The organism is Pelosinus fermentans DSM 17108, from assembly GCF_000271485.2.
GTDB lineage: Bacteria > Bacillota > Negativicutes > DSM-13327 > DSM-13327 > Pelosinus > Pelosinus fermentans.
Window position 1 is genome coordinate 4,318,469 of the sequence record NZ_AKVN02000001.1, and the last position, 20,563, is coordinate 4,339,031.

Annotated in this window: 17 protein-coding genes and 1 pseudogene; 4 read left to right on the top strand and 14 right to left on the bottom strand. The window is 39.6% G+C overall.

What is annotated here, in order from left to right; translation table 11 throughout:
- Positions 1 to 166 precede the first annotated feature (166 nt).
- Complete coding sequence (locus tag FR7_RS19965; RefSeq protein WP_007932413.1) at positions 167 to 592, top strand: hypothetical protein; 426 nt, start codon at positions 167 to 169, stop codon at positions 590 to 592.
- Positions 593 to 805: 213 nt separating this feature from the next.
- Here FR7_RS19965 and FR7_RS23990 read toward each other — a convergent pair whose 3' ends face one another.
- The 5 genes from FR7_RS23990 to FR7_RS24505 form a co-directional block, all read right to left on the bottom strand.
- Positions 806 to 946 carry a hypothetical protein gene (locus FR7_RS23990; RefSeq protein ID WP_007932414.1) on the bottom strand — a complete coding sequence of 47 codons (141 nt, stop codon included), beginning with the start codon at positions 944 to 946 and terminating at the stop codon, positions 806 to 808.
- Between the two features lie 293 nt (positions 947 to 1,239).
- Positions 1,240 to 2,163 (bottom strand): bifunctional helix-turn-helix transcriptional regulator/GNAT family N-acetyltransferase, encoded by a 924-nt coding sequence (locus tag FR7_RS19970; protein ID WP_007932421.1) that lies wholly within the window; start codon positions 2,161 to 2,163, stop codon positions 1,240 to 1,242.
- Between the two features lie 244 nt (positions 2,164 to 2,407).
- On the bottom strand, positions 2,408 to 3,808 hold the full coding sequence (locus FR7_RS19975; protein ID WP_007932423.1) for an MFS transporter: 1,401 nt from the start codon (positions 3,806 to 3,808) through the stop codon (positions 2,408 to 2,410).
- A 156-nt stretch (positions 3,809 to 3,964) separates the two neighbouring features.
- The gene (locus FR7_RS19980; RefSeq protein ID WP_007932424.1) at positions 3,965 to 8,191 is read right to left on the bottom strand and encodes a 2-hydroxyacyl-CoA dehydratase; all 4,227 of its coding nucleotides are present in this window, start codon (positions 8,189 to 8,191) and stop codon (positions 3,965 to 3,967) included.
- Between the two features lie 225 nt (positions 8,192 to 8,416).
- Positions 8,417 to 8,542 (bottom strand): hypothetical protein, encoded by a 126-nt coding sequence (locus tag FR7_RS24505; RefSeq protein WP_007932426.1) that lies wholly within the window; start codon positions 8,540 to 8,542, stop codon positions 8,417 to 8,419.
- A 300-nt stretch (positions 8,543 to 8,842) separates the two neighbouring features.
- Here FR7_RS24505 and FR7_RS19985 point away from each other — a divergent pair, with 300 nt between their 5' ends.
- Positions 8,843 to 9,754 carry a DMT family transporter gene (locus FR7_RS19985; protein WP_007932427.1) on the top strand — a complete coding sequence of 304 codons (912 nt, stop codon included), beginning with the start codon at positions 8,843 to 8,845 and terminating at the stop codon, positions 9,752 to 9,754.
- A gap of 93 nt (positions 9,755 to 9,847) precedes the next feature.
- Here the strand turns inward: FR7_RS19985 and FR7_RS24680 are convergent, their stop codons facing one another.
- From FR7_RS24680 to FR7_RS19995, 4 genes and pseudogenes are all read right to left on the bottom strand, one after another.
- Complete coding sequence (locus tag FR7_RS24680) at positions 9,848 to 10,195, bottom strand: catalase-related domain-containing protein (RefSeq protein WP_420874869.1); 348 nt, start codon at positions 10,193 to 10,195, stop codon at positions 9,848 to 9,850.
- Positions 10,190 to 11,298 (bottom strand): annotated as a pseudogene (locus tag FR7_RS24685) (catalase); the annotation flags it as partial. The gene FR7_RS24680 and the pseudogene FR7_RS24685, both read right to left, overlap by 6 nt.
- Positions 11,299 to 11,493: 195 nt before the next feature.
- On the bottom strand, positions 11,494 to 11,616 hold the full coding sequence (locus FR7_RS24510; RefSeq protein ID WP_007932429.1) for a hypothetical protein: 123 nt from the start codon (positions 11,614 to 11,616) through the stop codon (positions 11,494 to 11,496).
- A 210-nt stretch (positions 11,617 to 11,826) separates the two neighbouring features.
- Positions 11,827 to 12,480, bottom strand: coding sequence for a bifunctional 2-keto-4-hydroxyglutarate aldolase/2-keto-3-deoxy-6-phosphogluconate aldolase (locus FR7_RS19995; protein WP_007942805.1), 654 nt, complete (start codon positions 12,478 to 12,480; stop codon positions 11,827 to 11,829).
- 318 nt (positions 12,481 to 12,798) lie between these two features.
- Here FR7_RS19995 and FR7_RS20000 point away from each other — a divergent pair, with 318 nt between their 5' ends.
- Positions 12,799 to 13,659: a MurR/RpiR family transcriptional regulator gene (locus tag FR7_RS20000; RefSeq protein WP_007932431.1), complete on the top strand. Its 861-nt coding sequence runs from the start codon at positions 12,799 to 12,801 to the stop codon at positions 13,657 to 13,659.
- A gap of 103 nt (positions 13,660 to 13,762) precedes the next feature.
- On the opposite strand, the gene FR7_RS24515 is transcribed toward FR7_RS20000, so the two are convergent.
- The 5 genes from FR7_RS24515 to FR7_RS20015 all read right to left on the bottom strand — a co-directional run bounded on the left by FR7_RS24515 (position 13,763) and on the right by FR7_RS20015 (position 18,144).
- Entirely contained in the window at positions 13,763 to 13,876 is a 114-nt protein-coding gene (locus FR7_RS24515) for a PTS fructose transporter subunit IIB (RefSeq protein ID WP_007932433.1), read from the bottom strand.
- A 203-nt stretch (positions 13,877 to 14,079) separates the two neighbouring features.
- Positions 14,080 to 14,178 (bottom strand): helix-turn-helix domain-containing protein, encoded by a 99-nt coding sequence (locus FR7_RS24325; protein WP_071524650.1) that lies wholly within the window; start codon positions 14,176 to 14,178, stop codon positions 14,080 to 14,082.
- Positions 14,179 to 14,455: 277 nt separating this feature from the next.
- The gene (locus tag FR7_RS23995) at positions 14,456 to 14,605 is read right to left on the bottom strand and encodes a hypothetical protein (RefSeq protein WP_007932435.1); all 150 of its coding nucleotides are present in this window, start codon (positions 14,603 to 14,605) and stop codon (positions 14,456 to 14,458) included.
- 164 nt (positions 14,606 to 14,769) lie between these two features.
- Positions 14,770 to 16,881: a catalase gene (locus FR7_RS20010; protein WP_007932436.1), complete on the bottom strand. Its 2,112-nt coding sequence runs from the start codon at positions 16,879 to 16,881 to the stop codon at positions 14,770 to 14,772.
- Between the two features lie 393 nt (positions 16,882 to 17,274).
- Positions 17,275 to 18,144, bottom strand: coding sequence for a DUF6612 family protein (locus FR7_RS20015; RefSeq protein WP_237714814.1), 870 nt, complete (start codon positions 18,142 to 18,144; stop codon positions 17,275 to 17,277).
- Between the two features lie 419 nt (positions 18,145 to 18,563).
- On the opposite strand from FR7_RS20015, the gene FR7_RS20020 reads away from it, so the two are divergent.
- Positions 18,564 to 20,552 (top strand): LTA synthase family protein, encoded by a 1,989-nt coding sequence (locus FR7_RS20020; RefSeq protein ID WP_007932438.1) that lies wholly within the window; start codon positions 18,564 to 18,566, stop codon positions 20,550 to 20,552.
- Positions 20,553 to 20,563: the final 11 nt, after the last annotated feature.

Consider the following 20,563-nt stretch of genomic DNA (forward strand, 5'->3'; position numbering starts at 1 on the left):
TTTATCTGACTCTATATTAAAATAAATATACTACGCAGCAGTCAGGATCACATTCCCTGCAAAGGAACAATCCATATACAAGCTTTCATGCATTGAGGTGCTTTTTTTATGCTAAAAAACATATAATTACTACCTTCAAAAATTTTATAAAAAAGGAGGGCTTCCTATGGAGAAAAAGGACAAATGTCTAAGTTCCTTTCCCGAATGGGTAAAAGCCAGAGTGAATTTAGCGCTAAACCATAAACATAGTTATATTTGCAATTGGTATCTTGAAGAATTCATCGATCATAACAACTATGAAAACTGCTTGTTCAAAGCATGGTATTTAACAACCACCAGTCTAATTAACCTTTGCTTAACCTTTGATCAAATCAATATGATTGAGTATTTCAAAAAGGATATTATAAAAATCGAAACGGTATTGAATGTACTTGAAGATAAATGCACTCATAAAGAAATAGTTTGTACTTACAGCATTAAAATGCTGTGTATAAACGGAGACATCATCAAGCTAAGTGAACCAGAGGTAAAGAGAGCAGATCATAAAAATATGTATATGGAATTTATTGAAGCTTTTAAGCAAAACTTTTGAATTTTATTAATTAAGATATTTACCAAAAGCTCCCCTCTTAAAACCTGCGTAACTAGAAAAACCCAACCTACAGTTTCTTACTGTCTATTGGGTCTTTCTTGATTCTTTCAGTTCCTACACTCATCATCTGTATTAGCAATGACTATGCATTTTTAGACTGTGAACAAGTTAACGTCCTAATATCTATATCCTCAGTTAAGAAAATAGGATGAATCATCCGAAGGAAATATACAATTTATGAACGGTATCTACTACCCATAAGGAAACAATTGTGAACACAATTCCAAAGCCACCTAAGGCCCATGCAATGTTGCTGCTTTTCTTGACCCTATCAGCCAATTCATAATTTTCCATTTTGATCATCTCCCTATTTGCTTTTCTTTAAATTCATTATAGTAATTCCACGATGATTCGTGAAATGCTTATAACGTATCCAGTGTATTTAAATACTAAATAAGTCAACTTAGTTAGTATATTTTTCTGTAGCACACAAAGTAAAAATCCGCGATACTCGCGGATTTTTACCTTTTGTGGGACAAGGGACCTGTCCCCTTGTCCCTATTCTAAATGCAATAGTTATTTACATTCAAGTTTGCGATTGAATTCCTAATAACAGGAGAGCTTAATGAATCATATCTAGTGATATTTTAATTAACACCTAGCATAACATCCCACCGCTGCTCAATCAATTGGTTGTTCCAAGTGTCATTTTCTTTTTCCTCAGTAAGGGTAAATCCAAAACTCTGGTATAAGTGCCGGGCTGCATCTAACCCCTTAAATGTCCACAGAAACACATGATTATAATATTTCTGTTGACAATATTCCATCACAGTAGACACCAATTTACGTCCCAGACCGCCACCGCGAAAATCTGGCTCTATTAAAAACCAGCGCAGCTGAGCAGTTCTTTCGCTGATTCCTACAATTCCAATAAAACCGACGATAGCACCGCAGCATTCGGCTACCCATATTTCTCCTCTAGACGGATCTTCTAAATAGGCAATCAAACTTTGCAAAACATACTTTTCAAAGCGATGATCCAGCTCATACTCTTTTTCATACAGCACACCATGGCGATATGCAATATATCCTACATCACCAGGCCGGTGCCTGCGAATGGTAATTGAGGTATCTGTTTGACCTGATAACATATCTTGGATGGCAGCCATATTCTGAACTAAGGTTTGTTGAGCCCCCTGAGGAAGCAGCTCTAAAAGTCTAATTAGTTGACTCGATGAGGCATCTGACAGTTGTCGAAATGTTGCTCTGCCTTTTTCTGTTATATTTAAAATTTGTGAACGGCCATCAGTCATTGATTTGGTGGTTTCAATAAGACCATCTTTCTTAAACCGCCTGAGAATACGGCTAAGATAACCAGGATCAATTTGAAGTATTTCCGCCAAGTTACTTGCAGTACACGTAGCAGCGGCATCAATTTCTAACAAAACCCTTGCTTCTGCCAAAGAGTAAGGACTTTCCAAAACGTTTTGGTTTACAAGGCCAATAATATTGGTATAGAAGCGATTAAATTTCCGAATCTCCGTCACTCGCTGTTGAATCGAACTCTCCATCTTTGCTCCTCCTAGAAATTCCTTTATGATTTTATACTACTACGTTATCACAAATAGTTGACTTAGTCAATTATATTATTTGACTAAGTCAACTACTTCTTTTAAGAAAGAACATGCTGCTGCATCTATAAAAATAAAACCTGCCGATATTCTCAGCAGGTTACTATAAAAGTCTTTTTAAATAAAGAAGCCATCTCACCCGAAAGTACGATGGCAAATGAATAACTTATCCATGTCTACTCCATTAAGGATTCTTCATTTTTTTAGTTGTCCCCGTAAAAAAAGCTGCAATCATACCAATTGCTGCCGTAGCTGCTCCCATTAGAAAAACTTCAGGAAATGCTCTTCCTAATGCCATCTTCTCAGCAAGAGGCGCTGTGTAGCCGCTTATTGTCAATGGTATTATATAAGCAGCTACACGCTGTTGAATAAAAGCTCCAAAAATGGTCGAGCCTATGACCCCGCCCAAATAACGAATCATATTAAATAATCCGGATGCCATACCCATTTGCGATTGAGGAACAACATTTATCAAATTGGAGGTTAAAGGAGTGCTAGATACTCCAAGACCAATACCCGTGGCGATAAGAGCAGCAGCTAACAGCCAATAGGGACTTTGCAGACTCAATCTGGAAAAAATCCATATACCGATAGCAAGAATAGCCATGCCAGAAACAATTAGCAGTCTAATTTTGGGCGGTGTTGCCAATTTACCCATAATAGGTGCCATAATCATCATAGATATGGATAAAGGCAGTACCAACACACCTGCATAAGTAGGGGAAAAATCATGTACATGCTGCAAGTACATCGGTATTAACAACATACTTCCAAAAAGTGCAGCGCCTTGTAAGAAACCAACAACTACAGTCGCTGCAAAGGATGGGTTTTGGAGCAATGCAAGAGAGATCAAGGGCTGGCTAATTCTACTCTCTTGGCGAAATAACAGCCAAGCAAAAAGCAAAAAGAGTCCTATGAGTGGTAATGTTGTCTTAGTCAGCCAACCGCTAGTTGACCCAATGATAATTGCCAGCAATAAAGCAACAAGAGAAATGATCAAATAAAAGGAACCTCGGTAATCGAAAATTTTTGTATGGTTTGTTTTTGGAGGCGAGGGTATATAATTACCGCCTAACAGTAGTATGACTGCAGCAAAAGGAAGATTAATATAAAAGATACTATGCCATCCACTATGATCTGTCAGAACCCCTCCTAGGGTTGGACCAATAAGACTTCCCGCTGAGGAAATCATACCCCACCAACCAAGAACTGCACTCCGTTGATTTTGTTCAAAAGGGGTAATGGCAAGTATCATGGAATTCGTCATAACGGCAGCAGCACCTAATGCTTGTATCGTCCTTGATACCAGCAGCATCCAAAAACTACCCGCGATGGAGCAAGAAAGAGATCCTATGGCAAAAATAAATACACCCAGCAAGAATATTCGTTTAGGGCTATAAAGGTCCCCTAGACTGCCGAAAATAGCCATTGCAATTGCATAAGGAAGCATATAGCCGGTGTACAGCCAAGTAGAACTCTGTATATCAATACCAAACTCGATCATTATGGTAGGTAAGGCTACGTTAACCATGCTAGAATTCAGTATAGAAAAGAATGTCCCAATAAAAACTAAAAACAAAGACATTGCATAGACCAGCTCCAATGTAAGAATATAAGGATTAATCTATGCAAAAATTGCTCACATAATACGCTTCTCAAAAAGAATCCGGTGTTATTCCAAAATATATTACCCAATTGATACCTGTTTCAGTCGTATCATTATAAAAATAAAATTCCCCCTTCATCCTACGCTCTGTGCAATTTTAGTCTTGGCTACAGACAGCATTAACTTTATACGATTTAGCTGGTTAACCTCACTGGCGCCTGGGTCATAGTCGATGGGAACAATGTTGACGTTCGGATAGTTGTGGCGCAGTTCCTTGAGCATTCCTTTGCCAGTAATATGATTTGGCAGGCAGGCAAAAGGCTGAAGGCACACAATATTTTCTACTCCGTCATGAATTAATTCAACCATTTCACCAGTCAGCAGCCAGCCTTCCCCCGTTACATGCCCTAAGGATAAATGCTGCTGGGCAAAGGCAGCAATTTGTTTAATTTTAAGAGGAGACGAAAAACGCTGGCTCCCTGCTAAAGCTTTGCGAAGATGGCGGCGATAATACTCAACAACCCGAATCAGAAGACTCCCTTTCAGCATATTAAACAAGGTGCCTGACAGCAGATCATAGTGTACTTTGCTGTCATAAGCACAATATAAGATAAAGTCCAGCATATCGGGCACAACAACTTCCGCACCCTCACTTTCTAATAAACTGACAAGTTGATTGTTAGCTGTAGGGTGATACTTTACCAGGATTTCCCCAACTAGACCAACCCGGGGCTTAATCTGTCCCTCATGGATTTCCAAATTATCAAAATCGCGGACAATATCGAAAACATTCTTTTGAAAATTGTGACTGCTGCGTATCAGCATATCTTGCTGACATTTAGTAACCCAAGCATCATATAATCTTTCAGCCGAGCCAGGAACTCTTTCATAGGGACGTACCCGATATAAGACCCGCATTAACAGGTCTCCGTAAATAATACCGGTTATTATGCTTTCGAACAACTGCAGCGTCAGGGGAAATCCTGATTGGGCATCTCCACCCAAAGCTAAAACCGGTACTTGCGGCATACCAGCGTCATTGAGTGCTTTGCGGGCAATTGCAACATAATTGGTTGCTCTGCAGCCGCCACCGGTTTGGGCTAATATCACCGATGTTGTATTCAAGTCATATTTGCCGGATTTTAAAGCCTGCACTAATTGCCCAATCACAATAATGGTAGGGTAACAAGCATCATTATGAACATAACGTAAGCCTTCGTCAATCGCCGTTTTGTCAGGGGTGGGGGCTACCACCAACCGGTAACCGGCTGTTTGAAAGGCGGCTTCTAAAAATTGAAAATGAATAGGAGATAACTGTGGTGCCAGTAGTGTATGGTGTTTTTTCACTGCGATGTCTGCCCCAGACTGGCATTCGGCGACAGGCTTTATCGGCTTGGCAGGCAAAGTAGTTTCTCTCTCATTCAGCGCCGCCAGCAGTGATCGTACCCTGATTCTGGCTGCACCTAAATTATTGATCTCATCCAGTTTAACCACGGTGTAAATTCGATGATGCTCCTCGATAATTTCTTTTACCTGATCAATGGTAACAGCATCAATACCGCAGCCAAAAGAGTTTATCTGGATCAATTCCAAATCAGGCTGGGTGACAACAAGGCTTGCCGCCGCATACAATCTGGAATGATACGTCCATTGATCCACAACCCGCAGCGGCCTGTTTACCATGCCCAAATGCCCTATGGAATCTTCTGATAAAACAGCCAATCCATAGGATTGAATCATTTCAGGCAGTCCGTGGTTTATTTCCGGATCCATGTGGTAGGGCCTGCCTGCCAGAACTACCCCCTTTATTTTTCTGGCAGCCATGTCACCTAGCACTTCTTCTCCTTTACGCCGAACATCAGCTTTATATCGATCTAGTTCACCATAAGCCGCATCAACTGCAGCCACAAGTTCCTGACGGGAAATCTGTTCTCCCCTCAGCTCCTGTGCCAGTCTTTTGATTAACCGCTCACGATGGTTCAGGGGCAAGAAGGGATGAAAAAAGGTTATCTCCTTATTGCGTAAGCCTTCCATATTCGCTTTGATATTTTCCGGATAAGAAGTTACAATGGGACAATTGTAGCAATTGTCAGTTGCCGGATCATCCTGCAGATTATAAGGAATACAAGGGTAAAATATCTTTTGTACTCCTTTTTTTATCAAATCGCTGATATGACCGTGCACAAGTTTAGCAGGATAACAAATTGATTCCGAAGGGATTGTTTCCATCCCCAGCTCATATAACTTACGAGACGAAGTTCCAGATAAAACCACTCGGTAGTTTAGCCTGGTAAACAGCGTAAACCAGAAAGGATAATCCTCATACATGTTTAGTACGCGAGGGATACCGATTGTTCCTCGCTGAGCCTGGGACTCTGCCAAAGACTGATACTCAAATAGCCGCTGATACTTATAAGTATAAAGGTTCGGCAACTGACCATTGGCATTTACTTTGCCAACACCACGCTCGCAGCGATTCCCCGCATGATATTCCTGCCCGCTGGAAAAGTGCTGTGTGGTTATGAGGCACTGATTACCGCAGGCCGAACACCGGCGATTAGTAGTACGAAAAGCAAAACCAGCAAGCTCAGCTGCCGACAATAGTAAGGATTTCCCGTCTGATACGCATCTTTCCCTAGCAATAAGTGCTGCACCGAAAGCTCCCATAAGACCGGCAATATCAGGACGAACAACTTCCCTCCCCAGAATCTGCTCCAGAGCCCGCAGTATAGCATCATTGTAAAAAGTTCCGCCCTGAACAACTATGTTGTTACCCAGATCGTCGGTGTTCTTTAAGCGAATGACCTTAAATAAGGCATTTTTTACAATAGAAATAGAAATCCCGGCAGAAATATCACTAACCTCAGCCCCTTCTTTCTGCGCTTGTTTGACTTTGGAGTTCATAAAAACGGTACAACGACTCCCCAGATCCACTGGCTTTCTCGCCTGTAATCCAAGCTGAGAAAAATCTTGTACACTCATCTCCATCGATTGTGCAAAATTTTCAATAAAAGAACCGCAGCCAGCTGAACACGCTTCGTTGAGCATAATGGAATCAATTATGCCATTTTGTAAGAAAAAGCTTTTCATGTCTTGTCCGCCAATATCCAGCACAAAGGTAACGTCAGGCGAGAAATGCTTGGCTGCCTTTAGATGGGCTACGGTTTCCACTTCACCAAGATCGACCTGCAAAGCAGTCTTAATGAAATGCTCTCCGTATCCGGTAACAGCCGAATGAACAATTTTCGTTTTATCATTCATACGCCGATACATCTCTGTAAGTGCCAGCATTACTGTGTCCAGCGGTTTTCCTTTGTTGCTGCCGTAATAGGAATACAATAATTCTGCACCTTCGCCAATAAGCGCCAGCTTCGTGGTTGTTGATCCGGCGTCAATCCCTAAGTACGCTTTACCGACATACTCTTCCAGTAGTGTTCTTTTAACCGCATGCTGCCCGTGCCGGGCAACAAATTCTAGATATTCTTTTTCATTAGAAAATAAAGGATGAAGTGACTCTTCGCATTCCAGGCGCAGCTCAAATAACTGAGGAGCTTTCTCATACAGAACTTCGTAGGGAACAGGCTCTTCCTGTACAGATAATGCTGCACCGATAGCAACAAAATAGGGTGAACATTCTGGACTCAGCACCTGATCTTCGGTAAGCCCCAATGTTTCCGTAAAGCGTCGCAGTAATTCCGATAAAAAATGTAAAGGTCCGCCCAGAAAAGCTACTTTTCCGCAAATGGCCCGCCCTTGCGCCAAGCTGCTGATCGTTTGATTCACAACGGCCTGCAATACAGAAGCAGCAATATCTTCTTTTGGAACCCCGTCGTTCATCAACGCCTGCACATCGGTTTTTGCAAATACACCGCAGCGGGAAGCAATCGGATAAATCGTTTCATAATTCTTGGCAAGTTCATTTAGACCTACAGGATCAGTATGCATCAACGCAGCCATATGATCAATAAACGCACCGGTACCCCCAGCGCAAACACCGTTCATCCTCTGCTCCACCGTACCTCCGAAATAAGTAATTTTGGCATCTTCACCACCAAGCTCAATGGCGGTATCCGTAATAGGAATCATATGCTGTACGGCATTGGTAGAGGCAATTACTTCCTGAATAAATGGAAGACTCAGGGATTGAGAAATACCGATACCTGACGAACCTGTAACCATAATCGATAATAAATTATGCCGAAGTACATGTTGGGCTTTTGTCACTATTCCCTGAAAAGCAGCTGTTATATCAGAAAAATGTCTGGTATATTCCTGAAATATAATCGTATTTTGTTCATCAAGAATTACCATTTTTATAGTTGTTGAGCCAATATCAATACCAACCCGTAGAACTTTATCCATTTTGCTCATCCTCCTATTACTTCAAAATAAATATAACAACTGTACAATTCTATAAAGAGACATAAATCAGTTATTTATCCCTTTCACCAGATGCAACATTTCAACAAATTCCCATTACTGCATCAATCAAAAAAGAAGCTACCCTGAACCTATTAAGAAGGTTGATTATGGGTAGCTTCTCTTCAATAATTATTAAATCCTGCTGACATTTTACACGTTTCAACATTATTTTACTTTCATTGTATTCTCTATTGTCATTTGTTCGAGATCTTTCAAAATTTGTGGAAGATCCATTATCAATTCTTCTAACTCATCTTTGCTCATTTCTACTTCCAGAATCTCTTCTAACATGAAACACCTCTACCTCCAAAAACAATATGTCTTGGAATCAGAATCTGCATACTGTAAATTCTACCTTGACAACCTTTGATTTCTCTTTGAATAAAAAAATCAAAACCATTCTCAGCATATGTTTATATTTTTTATTAAATCGATCTCATAACTTTTCATGATGTAACCCGAATATAGTGATATAATATGTTTTAATGACTCAATGTACTAGCGATTTATATAAAATCTCAATATTAAATGAAATGGTGGTGAACTTTAGTCAAAACCTTGTGCGTTCATGAGTGCTTCACTAAAGAGAAAATGAAAAATAAAAACAAAGCGTATTTATATTTATTAATAACTTTTTTTGCATGGGGCAGTTTATATGTGGTCAGTAAATTTGTATTGGGCAAGATACCGATCATTACGATTTCCTTTCTGCGTTATGTGATTGCAGGAATGATTCTGCTGATTCTCCTGAAACAGCGAAAGCTGAAAAAAATAGAGAAACAAGATTATAAGTATGTGTTTTCAATTGGCTTTCTCGGTTACTTCGTGGCAATTGGGGCACAGCTCTTAGGAACAAAGCTATCAAATGCTTCCTTGGCCTCCCTGGTTAATTCTATGAATCCAATCGTAATTATGTTATTTGCCATATTCATTTTAAAAGAAAAACTTACGATAAATAAGGTTGTTTGTGGAATCTTGGCAATTACCGGTGTCTATATTATTGTTGGCGGAGTGGACGGAGACAGCCAACTACTGGGTATTTCCGTTTCCATATTCTCAGTATTTTTATGGTCTTACGTTTCCGTAATCATTAGGAAAATTACACAAAAGTATGATTCTCTGCAGATTACGACTTACGGAATTATCATTGCAGCAATATGTACAATGCCATTTTCAATTTGGGAGCTAACGGTAAATCCCGATGTTCAATTTGATGGCAGCGTAATACTTTCTATGCTTTATATCGGGGGAGTTTGTACAGCAGTAGCCCATGTGCTTTGGAACAAAAGTTTATCATTGATGGAAGCAGGAGCTTGCTCCCTATTTTATCCTTTGCAGCCAATGGTAGCAATTTTTCTTGGCTGGCTGTTCCTGGGGGAAAGTATTAGTACGAACTTTGTATTGGGGGCAATTCTTATTATCGGCGGGGTATTGTTTAGCATCCTGGGAAAACAGGAAGTTTCACCAACTCTGGAAGGCGAAGGAGTAAAAAAATTTTCATAGCTGCTAAGACCGCACAAATTATATCATTGGGATTACAAGAAAAACCCAAATGAATGCTACCCTGGCTAGTTCATAGACAGGATAGCATCAATTTTATATGTTCAGATTTATCCCCTGTGCAATTCTGCTGCCAAGTTCATGATCTACCTGCATGAAATGTTCAATCATTCTTCTTTGAATCGGCTCGTAGGCTTGGCTTAAATTTTCTACAATATTTGAGACTAAGTGTTTCTTTTCAAGCACCGGCATCATCCGGTATCTGCAGCCAGCTTGATAATAATCATCACCTGTTATTTCTGAGCGAACCACATTGCCTGAAACAAACTCCTGAGGAGGTTTCCCGATCTCAGGTGCCGGCATGGGCATCCCACCGCCTAATGTATTGGGTAAATAGTTAGCAACACCTTCACTGTACATGGTCTGCATGGCTCCATCCTGCATCTTATTAGCAATTGGCTTTCTTGGCATATTGGTAGGAAGTGCTAAATAATTAACCCCCATACGGTATCGTTGCGTATCTCCATAGGCAAAAATACGTCCTTGAAGTATTTTATCATTTGAGAAATCGATACCCGGTACAATGGCCGCAGGAGAAAAAGCAGATTGTTCAACTTCAACAAAAAAATTATCAGGATTTTTATTTAACACCATCCTGCCTACCGGCATTAATGGAAGTAAGTCCTCTGGCCAAATATTAGTGGAATCCAATGGATCAAATGGCAGATTGCATTCATCTTCCACTTTCAGGATTTGTACACGCATCTCATATTCGACAGCATGCCCTGCAGCGATGGTATCAAACAAATCCCTGCTCGCTATGTCAGGGTCACTACCGGCAAGTTGAACTGCCGTCTTGCTGTCTATGTACTCAACACCTGCACAGGGTTCCCAATGATACTTAACATATACTTCCTCCCCCGTACATTCACCCACTTGTAGGTATTAACTCCAAACCCTTGAATGGTTCTATAGCTTTTAACAGTCCCATTATCTGCAAACAAGTAGGTAAGAAAATTCATAGACTCTGGCCTGAGTGACATATAATCCCAAAAACGGCTGGCAGCTATCGCTCCTCCCCGGATATTTGCAACTGGATCTGGCTTTAGGGCATGAACTAAATCTGGAAATTGAATCGGGTCTCTCAGGGGAAACACCGGAATATGATTGCCAACAATATCATAATTTCCTTCATCTGTATAAAATTTTACGGAGAATCCTCTAATATCCCTCACAGTATCTGCCCCGCCCAAAGAACCACCTGCTACTGAAAACCTAACAAAAACGGGGGTTTTCTTTTCTGTGTCCTGTAAAAAATTTGCCTTAGTTAATGAAGCCATTGATTTATAGGGTATAAAAAAACCAAAAGCGCCTGCTCCTTTCGCGTGTAATACTCTTTCAGGAATCCTCTCCCTGTCAAAATGAGAAATTTTTTCGAGGAAAACAATATCCTCAAGTAATATTGGACCCCATTCACCTACAGTTAATGATTCTTGATCATTAGTAACAGGTATCCCCTGATTGCTGGTAAGATAGCGTTTCTCCATATTCCTTTCTCCCCCACATTACAAATTCTTTTATAATATATTTGATTTGGGGACTACTCATGAATAAGTTTTTTTAAAATACTCTCTCCCATCGAGAGCGATCGTTTAAGCGCCTCCTGCTTTGCAGTTATTTTATAGAAAAAAGGTACTTTACATCTGGTGTAAAGTACCTTTTCTTGAAGATGGCACACTATTTTAGCATTTTTCTTTATTCTGCTTGTCATTTTTCTTATTTTCATTATTAAAAATCTCTTTTGCAAATTCAACATTCTTGTTTTGTTTTTTATTTTGTTCTTGCTTACATTCTTTTTCTTTCATATTTATCACCTCCAATATTATTATTGCCAGATCTTTAATTAAAATCAGATGAAATATAAACCTTAATTGTTATTTCTTGAAATATTCTTTAGCGCGTATCGAACAAAGTAAAAAAGCTCGCAAATCTTGCGAGCTTTTTTACTTTGAATGTAATTGGTAAGAAGCAATACTTTGTAAATCTGCCAATTATTCAAAAGTTTGGTTCGTTGTTCATTTAGAGGACCGGGCCTTAGCAATCTCTTCCAGGAATTTCTTGGCTGTTGCGGTAATTGCAGCATAATCCCCGGTCTTAGCACCAGCTGTTAAGCTGCTGCCAGCACCAACTGCCACGCAGCCAGCCTTAATCCATTCTTGAACATTGCTAACACTAACTCCGCCAGTCGGCATAATCTGTGCCTGAGGCAAAGGACCTTTTATGGCTTTGACCATAGCCGGGCCAAAGAGTTCCCCTGGGAATAGCTTAACAATGTCACATCCAGCTTCCATACATTCAACAACTTCTTTTATCGTCATAGCCCCAGCCATCATCGGAATTTGATACCGATTGCACAAACGTACAGTTTCTTTATTCAGGCATGGTGAAACTACATATTGCGCCCCGCTGAGAATGGAAATACGAGCGGTTTCAGGATCAAGAACTGTCCCTGCCCCAATAATTAATTCCTCTGGAGAATAGGATTTCGCCAATTCTTCCATAATATGATGAGCATTTGGTACAGTAAAAGTCATTTCGATAGCTTTCATGCCGCCAGCCAAGCAAGCCTCTGATATCCGCTTAGCCTGATCACCGTTTTCAGCCCTTACTACCGCAACTAAACCGGATTTACAAATTTGTTCAAGTACTTGTTGTTTACTCAAAATCATTTCCCCTTTTCATTTACGGCTGCCTGTCAAGGCAAGCAGCCTTTATGCTTTTCAAAAAAACGCACACATCGCTAGGTTTTCTACAAATCATTTTTGATAATTCAATATCATTTTCAAAATACTTTTTGATAAGTTCGTGTAATTTATATTTTATTCGATTTATTTACAAATTGCAATATTTTCATGATAGTTTTACATCATTTTATTTTTAAATTTCGATAATACTTTGTCATTTAATAATATACAACTTGCCTAGTTTTTGCATTATTGTTACAATAATATAATGAAATAAATTAAATTGAATGATGAGGAAATGCTATGCCTGGAACAAATCTACCAACACTATGTCTGCCTCTTTTGCGTAGCAGCTATCATAGTTTTACTAAATCTGAAAAGCGGGTTGCCAGCTTTATTACAGAACGACCGCATGATATTATTCATATGACTATTTCTGATTTGGCAGAAGCTACAAAGACTGCAGAAGCTACAATTTCCCGTTTTTGCCGTAAATTGGGGTTTCATGGTTTACAAAGCTTAAAAATTGTCTTAGCTAGCGAAATACTCAGTCCTCTGGAAACTACCTATCAGGAAGTACAACCTACTGATTCATTTGAAACGATAGGGATTAAAATATTTAACAGTATCTCCGAAGGTTTACAAGATACACTGAAAGTACTTGATTTTGATGCATTGCAAAAGGCTGTTGCAATTCTTGATCGTGCTCATAAGATTGATATTTATGGCTTTGGTATTTCAGCAGTAATTGCCTCTGATATCGAACATCGTTTCATACGTTTTGGCATACCAACAAAGGCCTATTCCGATTTGCATATGCAGCTTATTTCAGCATCCATTTTAGAACCAGAAGATGTAGTTATCGTCATATCACACACTGGATCAAATACTGATTTGCTGAATTCGGTGGAAGTTGCAAAACAAAGCGGGGCCCAAGTCATCGCAATTACCAGCCACTTAAAATCGCCTCTTACCAAAAAAGCAGATCTCGTCTTGCACGGTATGAGCCGGGAAGTGAATTACTCTTCAGAATCAATGACATCGCGGCTGATTCATATGGCCATCGTAGACCTTTTATATATGGGTATGATATTTAAAAACCAGGATAAATTTACCAATAATCTTAATAAACTGCGGCTGGCAATTGCTAACCGTAAAACATAGTTCCCCTGCTGGTTCAACATGAATACTAATCTGAACACTATCAAAGAAGCTGTCTCTCATACTTGTGTATTTGAGACAGCTTCTAGCTAATATAGGGAAATAACTACTTTCTTTTATTAAAACAATATTGTCCCCTACCCATTGCAGCTTTCTCCAAAGCAGCCTGGGCCATATACGTATGAGCAATCCCCGTGGGACACACACATACAGCAATCATTTTCAAAATAATCCCCCCCCTTTATAAAAAAAGCACTTTACTTACTTTTGAACCACAAAGGCGCAATTGCACTACCGCGCAACACAAAGGAAGCACTAGAAAAATATAAGTATTAATTACTTTTTCTTCTTTGTATTGTGTGGTTTTTACTTAATTCTCCTCTAGAGAGGGGTGCCCGCAGGCGGGGTGTGTCGTTCTCTCCCCTACATTTCCCAGTCACTAATTGTCGTTTGGGGAAATCCTGTTTTCTTGCTAAGCTCAGTTTGCGATATTTTTTTACTGGCTCTTATCTTTTTTAGAATTTGTCAAAATTTTATTTTTTGCATATTGTCCATTGGTTTCCACATAATAAAAACTCCCTAATTTATAGGGAGTTTTTATTATTTTGATAGTGTGAATAAAAGTGCATGACATTATTTCTTCTTTATCTCGTCTTAATGTTAATAGAACAGTTTAACTCAATAAAGCTCCGTCAGACTGTTCTATTTTTATTATGTCGGTTCTCTACTTCCAGATATGCTTTTAATGCATTTTGGAAAATTTGTGAGCAATTGACGTTTTCACGGTCTGCAATTTCGTTTAACCATCTTGTAATGTTACCATCTTATTTACGTCATCAGCCAATTCACGAATTATTTGAAGGAGCTCATTTTCTATTCTTTCTATCTCTTCGACTTCAAGTCCTAATCTTTCTAATCTATTTTCCTCATGACAATCTCCGTGTGACATAATTAACACCTCCTTATGCTGACATAATATGTTTCTGAGGTGTTAAAAGTGATAAAATACAAAAAAAGTCATCAAAATCATGAGAGCAAGGTGGTATTTTTTCGGATGTCACAGGGGACGGGTTCGTTTTGCTCAGAAGCAGAACAAGTTCAACAGAACGATGGTTATGCCAAGGTTCGAACGGATTTCTCCCGGTCCCATTGACGTGTCTTTGCCGCAGCAATAAATGCTTCTTTGTCATTGGCATCCAAGACACCCGCATCTTGTCCGACATTAGCGATTTTTAAAAGGGTTTGCCCGCCTTTATCAACGGCAATAGCCTTTAGATGACCAAAGGCATCGCGCACAAAATCAATTGCAGCGCTTTCCATTGACAGTGCCTTTACGCCTTCGTCAGAGAGAATGACTGCGACTGCATCAAATAACACCGAAGGAGAACCAGCTAATTGCCCGTCAGCATTCAATTTCAGACCAGCTGCGAGTTTCACGTCTCCCACATTTGGAGCGATAATCTTCACAGCAGCACCCGCATCCGTCGCCGCCTTTCTAATCTGTTCGATTACAGCTCCGTCTGAGCCATTCGCGATCAGGATACCGATCGCGCGCCCCTTGAGCGTGTCTTGCATCTTGCCGATGATCTGCAATGCAGGCGAGGGCTTCATTTCTTGTACGGGCATTGCGGCCACTGGCGCATCAGGAAGTTCGTCGATCCCAAGGCCCAGGGCAACTCTTTTCGCAAGGGCTTCTTCGATATGCCGCAGGTGACCGACTATCGCATCACGCACGTGAACATGTTCAACCTTGGAAAGCTCAAATACTAAAGCCGAGGCGATATGCGCTTGCTCATATGCTGTTTGGCTGATATAAAACATTCGCGCTTGACTGTAGTGATCAGCAAAACTTGCAGCACGGATGCGGCCTTTCACGCCCGTTTCAGTTACCGCAGCACTATGAAAACCGTAGGCTGGTGCTTCCCGGGGCGATTCAGCAGACAAGGAATTAGGCTCATATGCAACACGCCCCGCAGGTTGCGCCATCTGCATCTGTCCATCCCGTTGGTGGTTAGCGAAGGGACACTTTGGAGCGTTGATCGGGATCTGGTGAAAATTGGGTGTACCCAGCCGGGAAAGCTGTGTATCATGATAGGAAAATAAACGGCCTTGCAGCAGTGGATCATTCGAGAAATCGATGCCTGGTACGATATGAGAAGGACAGTAAGCAACCTGCTCCGTCTCAGCGAAGAAATTATTCGGCCAACGATCCAGCACCATGCGTCCGATTACTTGCAAGGGAACCAATTCTTCGGGAATCAGCTTGGTAGGATCCAAATGATCGAAGGGGAATGTATCCGCTTCCTCCTGGGTGAAAAGCTGAACCGCAAATTCCCACTCGGGGAAATTACCTGACGTGATGGCATCGAACATATCACGACGGTGGAAGTCTTGATCCGCACCAGAAATCTTGACTGCCTCATCCCAAATGGTGGACTGCAAACCTAGTTTAGGGCGCCAGTGGAATTTGACGAAAGTTGATTCACCTAAATGGTTAATCAGCCGAAAACTATGCACACCAAAACCTTCGATCATCCGCAGAGAACGTGGTATTGTGCGATCAGACATGATCCACATCACCATATGCATGGATTCAGGCGTGAGTGAAATGAAATCCCAGAATGTGTCATGAGCGGTTGAAGATTGGGGAAAGCCGCGATCAGGTTCCATTTTTAAGGCATGGATGAGATCAGGGAATTTAATAGCATCCTGAATGAAGAAAACCGGAATATTGTTGCTGACCAGATCCCAGTTGCCTTCCTTAGTATAAAATTTGACAGCAAATCCGCGTACGTCACGAGGGGTATCAACCGAACCTGCGCCGCCCGCAACGGTAGACATACGAGTAAAAACCGGTGTCTTTTCCCCCACCTCTGTGAGTATCTTGGCAGTAGTGTATTGCTTCAATGAGGTGGTCAGCTCGAAGAATCCATGTACACCTGTACCCCGGGCGTGAACAACACGTTCTGGAATACGCTCGTGATCGAAATGCGTAATTTTCTCTCTAAGAATGAAATCCTCTCCCAGAGTAGGACCGCTGGGATTGGCTCTGAGTGAGTTTTGATTATCAGAAAGTGCAACGCCCTGATTGGTAGTGAGCGCAGGATGCTGTCCACCAGCGATTTGGTGCAGTTCACCGCCAACAGCTACTTGTAAATCTCCATTCAGAGTTGAGCCCTTTTCCTTTGTAAGTCTTGCCGAATGATTCGTTGTTTCATTATTCATAGTTTTATCTCCTTCCTATGTAATACTATCAACATCTAATGAAGTATACGATCTATTGATCTTTATTAAAGATTAATATGGCTATTAACAGGATTATTTATTCCTATACCCCTAAGTATGAAATATTTATATTCATTATCGAACTATCAATATTTGTTAAACTAACCATTTTCAGTTTATCAGCGGTATTGAAAATCAACTTCTATTTACATTCGTTATATCACAATAGTATCCATGAAAAAGCACCTGACTTGTTATAGTCTAAAACATTCACATAAAGAAAAAAAGCCACGAAATTCGTAGCTTCATAAGTATTCACCAACTTAAATGGAAGAGGCAAACAATATAGAATATAAATTCCATCAAGCAATTGTTTTAGCTTTTATAAGGAAGTCATAACAATATTTTTTCACTTTTTTTAGGAGCTGCCTTATCTGCCGGTTTGACTTCCTTTGCATTGTCTCGCACATCTTGAGGAATCTCTATAGGATCTACTTGATTATATTTCGAATACTTTATCTGCATATTCAATGTCGATTTTGTTAAAAAATCTTCGATATTAACTCTATCCTTTGGATTAGCTATCTCCAAAAACAATCCTGCCCCTTTTTGAATCGGCGCTGTCAGATCCATATCGATTTCTTTTACCATCTTAGTCGCTTTATCAATTTTAATATTATATTTTATATCGCCAGCAGCTAACAACCCAAGGCGTACTACCGCAAACGCCCTCACCATATCCTTATCCTGCGCATTATCCAGTTTGACAACTGCACCTATAGCATCACTTATTTGCATACTATCCAAAGTTATTTCCATATATTTATAGGATGGTGTTTCCTTTTTCAGCTTCACCGATTTCATCAACTGCAACATATCCATTCGAGCAGAGACCTTTTCATCCGCTGAAAGTTCTTTGTTCAAAGAAAAACCAAGGGGCACAATCTGTTTGATCCATTTTTCGTTACTTAACGAATAAAGCACTAGATTGCCTTGGTTTTGTTCTATATACTGCTTTAACATCACTGTATTTTCTTTATTTTTTACATCACGAAATGAAATGTTTATATCTTGTTGATAGTTCAGCGGTTTTTCCTGACCTTCCCCATTGACTGCAATTTTCACTTCTCCCATCGGCGTTTCAGCCTTGATCGCCACGTCATAATGCAAGTTGTTTACATCCATCATATTTTTATATACATCGCTCAAATACGCCTTTTCCGGTGACAGCTTTTCCTCGGCCAAAGCAAACGAATTGCTCATCGCCACAAATAACAATCCCCATACTAAAGCAACTCTCCAATTGATCTTTCGCAACAATTCCATCATTCAATCAAGCTCCCTTTTTATAAATTTCGCCGCATCCATGCACTCCAGTATATAAGAGACAGAAGAGATGTTTCTCAATTCCATATTCTATTTACCATTAAAATACAAAATTCCTGCAAAGCTGGGCTGTTTTGCAGGAATTTGTCATATATGTTGTTTTTTTGTGTCATTGCGTGGAGGTATTTATAGAAATATAATGAATATTAGGATAAAATAATAACTATGCCAAAACTGTATCTAATAAATATTTTAAAGGGAGTTTTACAATTAAAAAAGTAATTTTCAAAGAAACATTTCTCCGTCACAAAAATAAGTTTACTGGAATCGCTGTGCTTTTTTGCATAGAGGCTTATTTGGCATTTCAATTCTACAGCGGAGAACCGGAAATTCCGATAGGAATATTCGCCCTTGATGTATGCAATGCTCTTATTCGTGATTTATTGCTGGCAAGTATATTTATATTTTTCCGAAAGCATATTACGTGGATTAAACACGCTGCAAAAGCGTACTGCCCAATTGTAATTTTAGCAATTCTTTGGTTAGGCATCTCAACGGTTATTATTAATTCATTAAATTTAAATTTTAGTGCCATAACTATCATGTCAGTTCTTACGGGTGTGATTAATAATGTTATATTCGTACTATTAGCTGGCTACCTATATACTAAACGGAATAATTTACTATCTAAGACCATATACTTTTTGTCGTATTTTTTTACCATTTTGATTTTTTATAGTGACACCATATACTTTTTTGTTACATCAACACATATTGAAAAGGTGTTATTTGATAATCTAAACAATTATTCAATAACAGGTGTACTATATACTACAGATAAAATTGTTTTACTTGGTATACTAATAAGCTTTTTCTTTCTTATGTTATTATTTCGCGCTCCGAAAAGGATACATAATTTGCACACAAAAAAAGTTGTTATCCTTACTATAATCGTCTGTATCTTAGCTAATCTTGTTAATTTCACCACAGCCTACGTCTATCCAAAAGCTTTGATGGAAGAAGGGTTTGATGAGGAAGCAGAAATAGAAACATGCAGAAACTTATCCCGTGATTTGCTTACCAAGTCTGTAACTACCAACTTAATACGGGAATTTCTGCGAAATGACGATAGACCCGTGACCGCCTCCAATCAGCTTTACCGTGTGGCATTTTCAGAACAGGAAACCAAGCTGCTAAATGAATTAGGAATTGCTGTTAGCGAAAAACCTACTCCCAATCAAAAAGCTTTTCCATATGAAAAAATAATTGTAATTATCGCTGAATCGTTTCATCGAGATTACTTGAATTTCTATAATTCACAAATTCCAATGGAAACAACAGAATTCTTGGATGGCTTATTAAAGAAGTATCCTCATTTAGATCATTATTACACTTCCAATAAACCTACAACGCAGGGACTTAACTCTATGTTTCTTTCTCAGTCGATCTATTCCGACGAACAATCTTTTGAAAATAATGTCACGTTATTCAAAACTCTCGAAAGTAACGGTTATGATACAGTCTTTTTGGAAGCTACCAGCCAGTACTATAATGATGAATTCCGAGCATATAAAAAACGGTTTGGAATGCAGACTTACAGAGCAAAAGAAGATTTAGAAAGACAAGGATATATGGGAAGCAGTGGCTGGGGATTCCATAATGACGTAATGTATGACGAAACGATCAGGTTATTGGAGCAAAACCGGGATCATAAAATTTTTATAGCAACTAAGACGATCGATTCCCATCAACCTTTTCCATATTGCGGGCTTTCTGAAAGAGATATTCCGGCAAATATCAAGGAGCAATATAAAAATGTTTATCTTAAAGGAATCTATTGGGAAAATATTACCTTGAAAAAATTTTTCCACGACCTTGAAGATCGAAATTTGCTGGACGATAAGACTCTTATTATTGTTACAAGTGATCATAATCCTCATCCAAGTCAGAATGACAATTATAAACGCCTTGGGCAAGACGATCTGCGTTTAAGCCCAGCTCCCATCCCGCTTATCTTTGTTAGCAAAAATTTGCAGCCTTTTGACAATTTCAGCAGTGCAACATTCGCGAGTCAGATTGATTTCGCACCCACACTTTTAGGAATATTAGGAATTCCTTCACCACCGGAGTTTTCAGGCAGAAATATAACTACTATTCCTGAAAATCGTGGTTATGCCATTGGGTGTGTGGGAGAAACAGTTTACTACTGGTCAAAAGACCGCCAACTAACAATAGACATGTATAGCGGAAAAAATCAAAATGATTATGAAAAATCACTGATACATTGGGTTCAAGATTCATATGTCAAATATTTTCATGGTAATTCTACCAATGGGCTGCAGTAGAGTCGTACAGT

Excerpts from the sequence above, each read along its gene's own strand:
- FR7_RS19970 (WP_007932421.1), bottom strand. The coding sequence starts at position 2,163 with ATGGAGAGTTCGATTCAACAGCGAGTGACGGAGATTCGGAAATTTAAT.
- FR7_RS19965 (WP_007932413.1), top strand. The coding sequence starts at position 167 with ATGGAGAAAAAGGACAAATGTCTAAGTTCCTTTCCCGAATGGGTAAAA.
- FR7_RS23990 (WP_007932414.1), bottom strand. The coding sequence starts at position 946 with ATGGAAAATTATGAATTGGCTGATAGGGTCAAGAAAAGCAGCAACATT.
- FR7_RS20000 (WP_007932431.1), top strand. The coding sequence starts at position 12,799 with ATGCCTGGAACAAATCTACCAACACTATGTCTGCCTCTTTTGCGTAGC.
- FR7_RS19980 (WP_007932424.1), bottom strand. The coding sequence starts at position 8,191 with ATGGATAAAGTTCTACGGGTTGGTATTGATATTGGCTCAACAACTATA.
- FR7_RS24680 (WP_420874869.1), bottom strand. The coding sequence starts at position 10,195 with ATGCAGGATGGAGCCATGCAGACCATGTACAGTGAAGGTGTTGCTAAC.
- FR7_RS19985 (WP_007932427.1), top strand. The coding sequence starts at position 8,843 with ATGAAAAATAAAAACAAAGCGTATTTATATTTATTAATAACTTTTTTT.
- FR7_RS20010 (WP_007932436.1), bottom strand. The coding sequence starts at position 16,881 with ATGAATAATGAAACAACGAATCATTCGGCAAGACTTACAAAGGAAAAG.
- FR7_RS19995 (WP_007942805.1), bottom strand. The coding sequence starts at position 12,480 with ATGATTTTGAGTAAACAACAAGTACTTGAACAAATTTGTAAATCCGGT.
- FR7_RS23995 (WP_007932435.1), bottom strand. The coding sequence starts at position 14,605 with ATGTCACACGGAGATTGTCATGAGGAAAATAGATTAGAAAGATTAGGA.
- FR7_RS24510 (WP_007932429.1), bottom strand. The coding sequence starts at position 11,616 with ATGAAAGAAAAAGAATGTAAGCAAGAACAAAATAAAAAACAAAACAAG.
- FR7_RS24515 (WP_007932433.1), bottom strand. The coding sequence starts at position 13,876 with ATGATTGCTGTATGTGTGTGTCCCACGGGGATTGCTCATACGTATATG.
- FR7_RS20015 (WP_237714814.1), bottom strand. The coding sequence starts at position 18,144 with ATGAGCAATTCGTTTGCTTTGGCCGAGGAAAAGCTGTCACCGGAAAAG.
- FR7_RS19975 (WP_007932423.1), bottom strand. The coding sequence starts at position 3,808 with ATGTCTTTGTTTTTAGTTTTTATTGGGACATTCTTTTCTATACTGAAT.
- FR7_RS24505 (WP_007932426.1), bottom strand. The coding sequence starts at position 8,542 with ATGTTAGAAGAGATTCTGGAAGTAGAAATGAGCAAAGATGAGTTAGAA.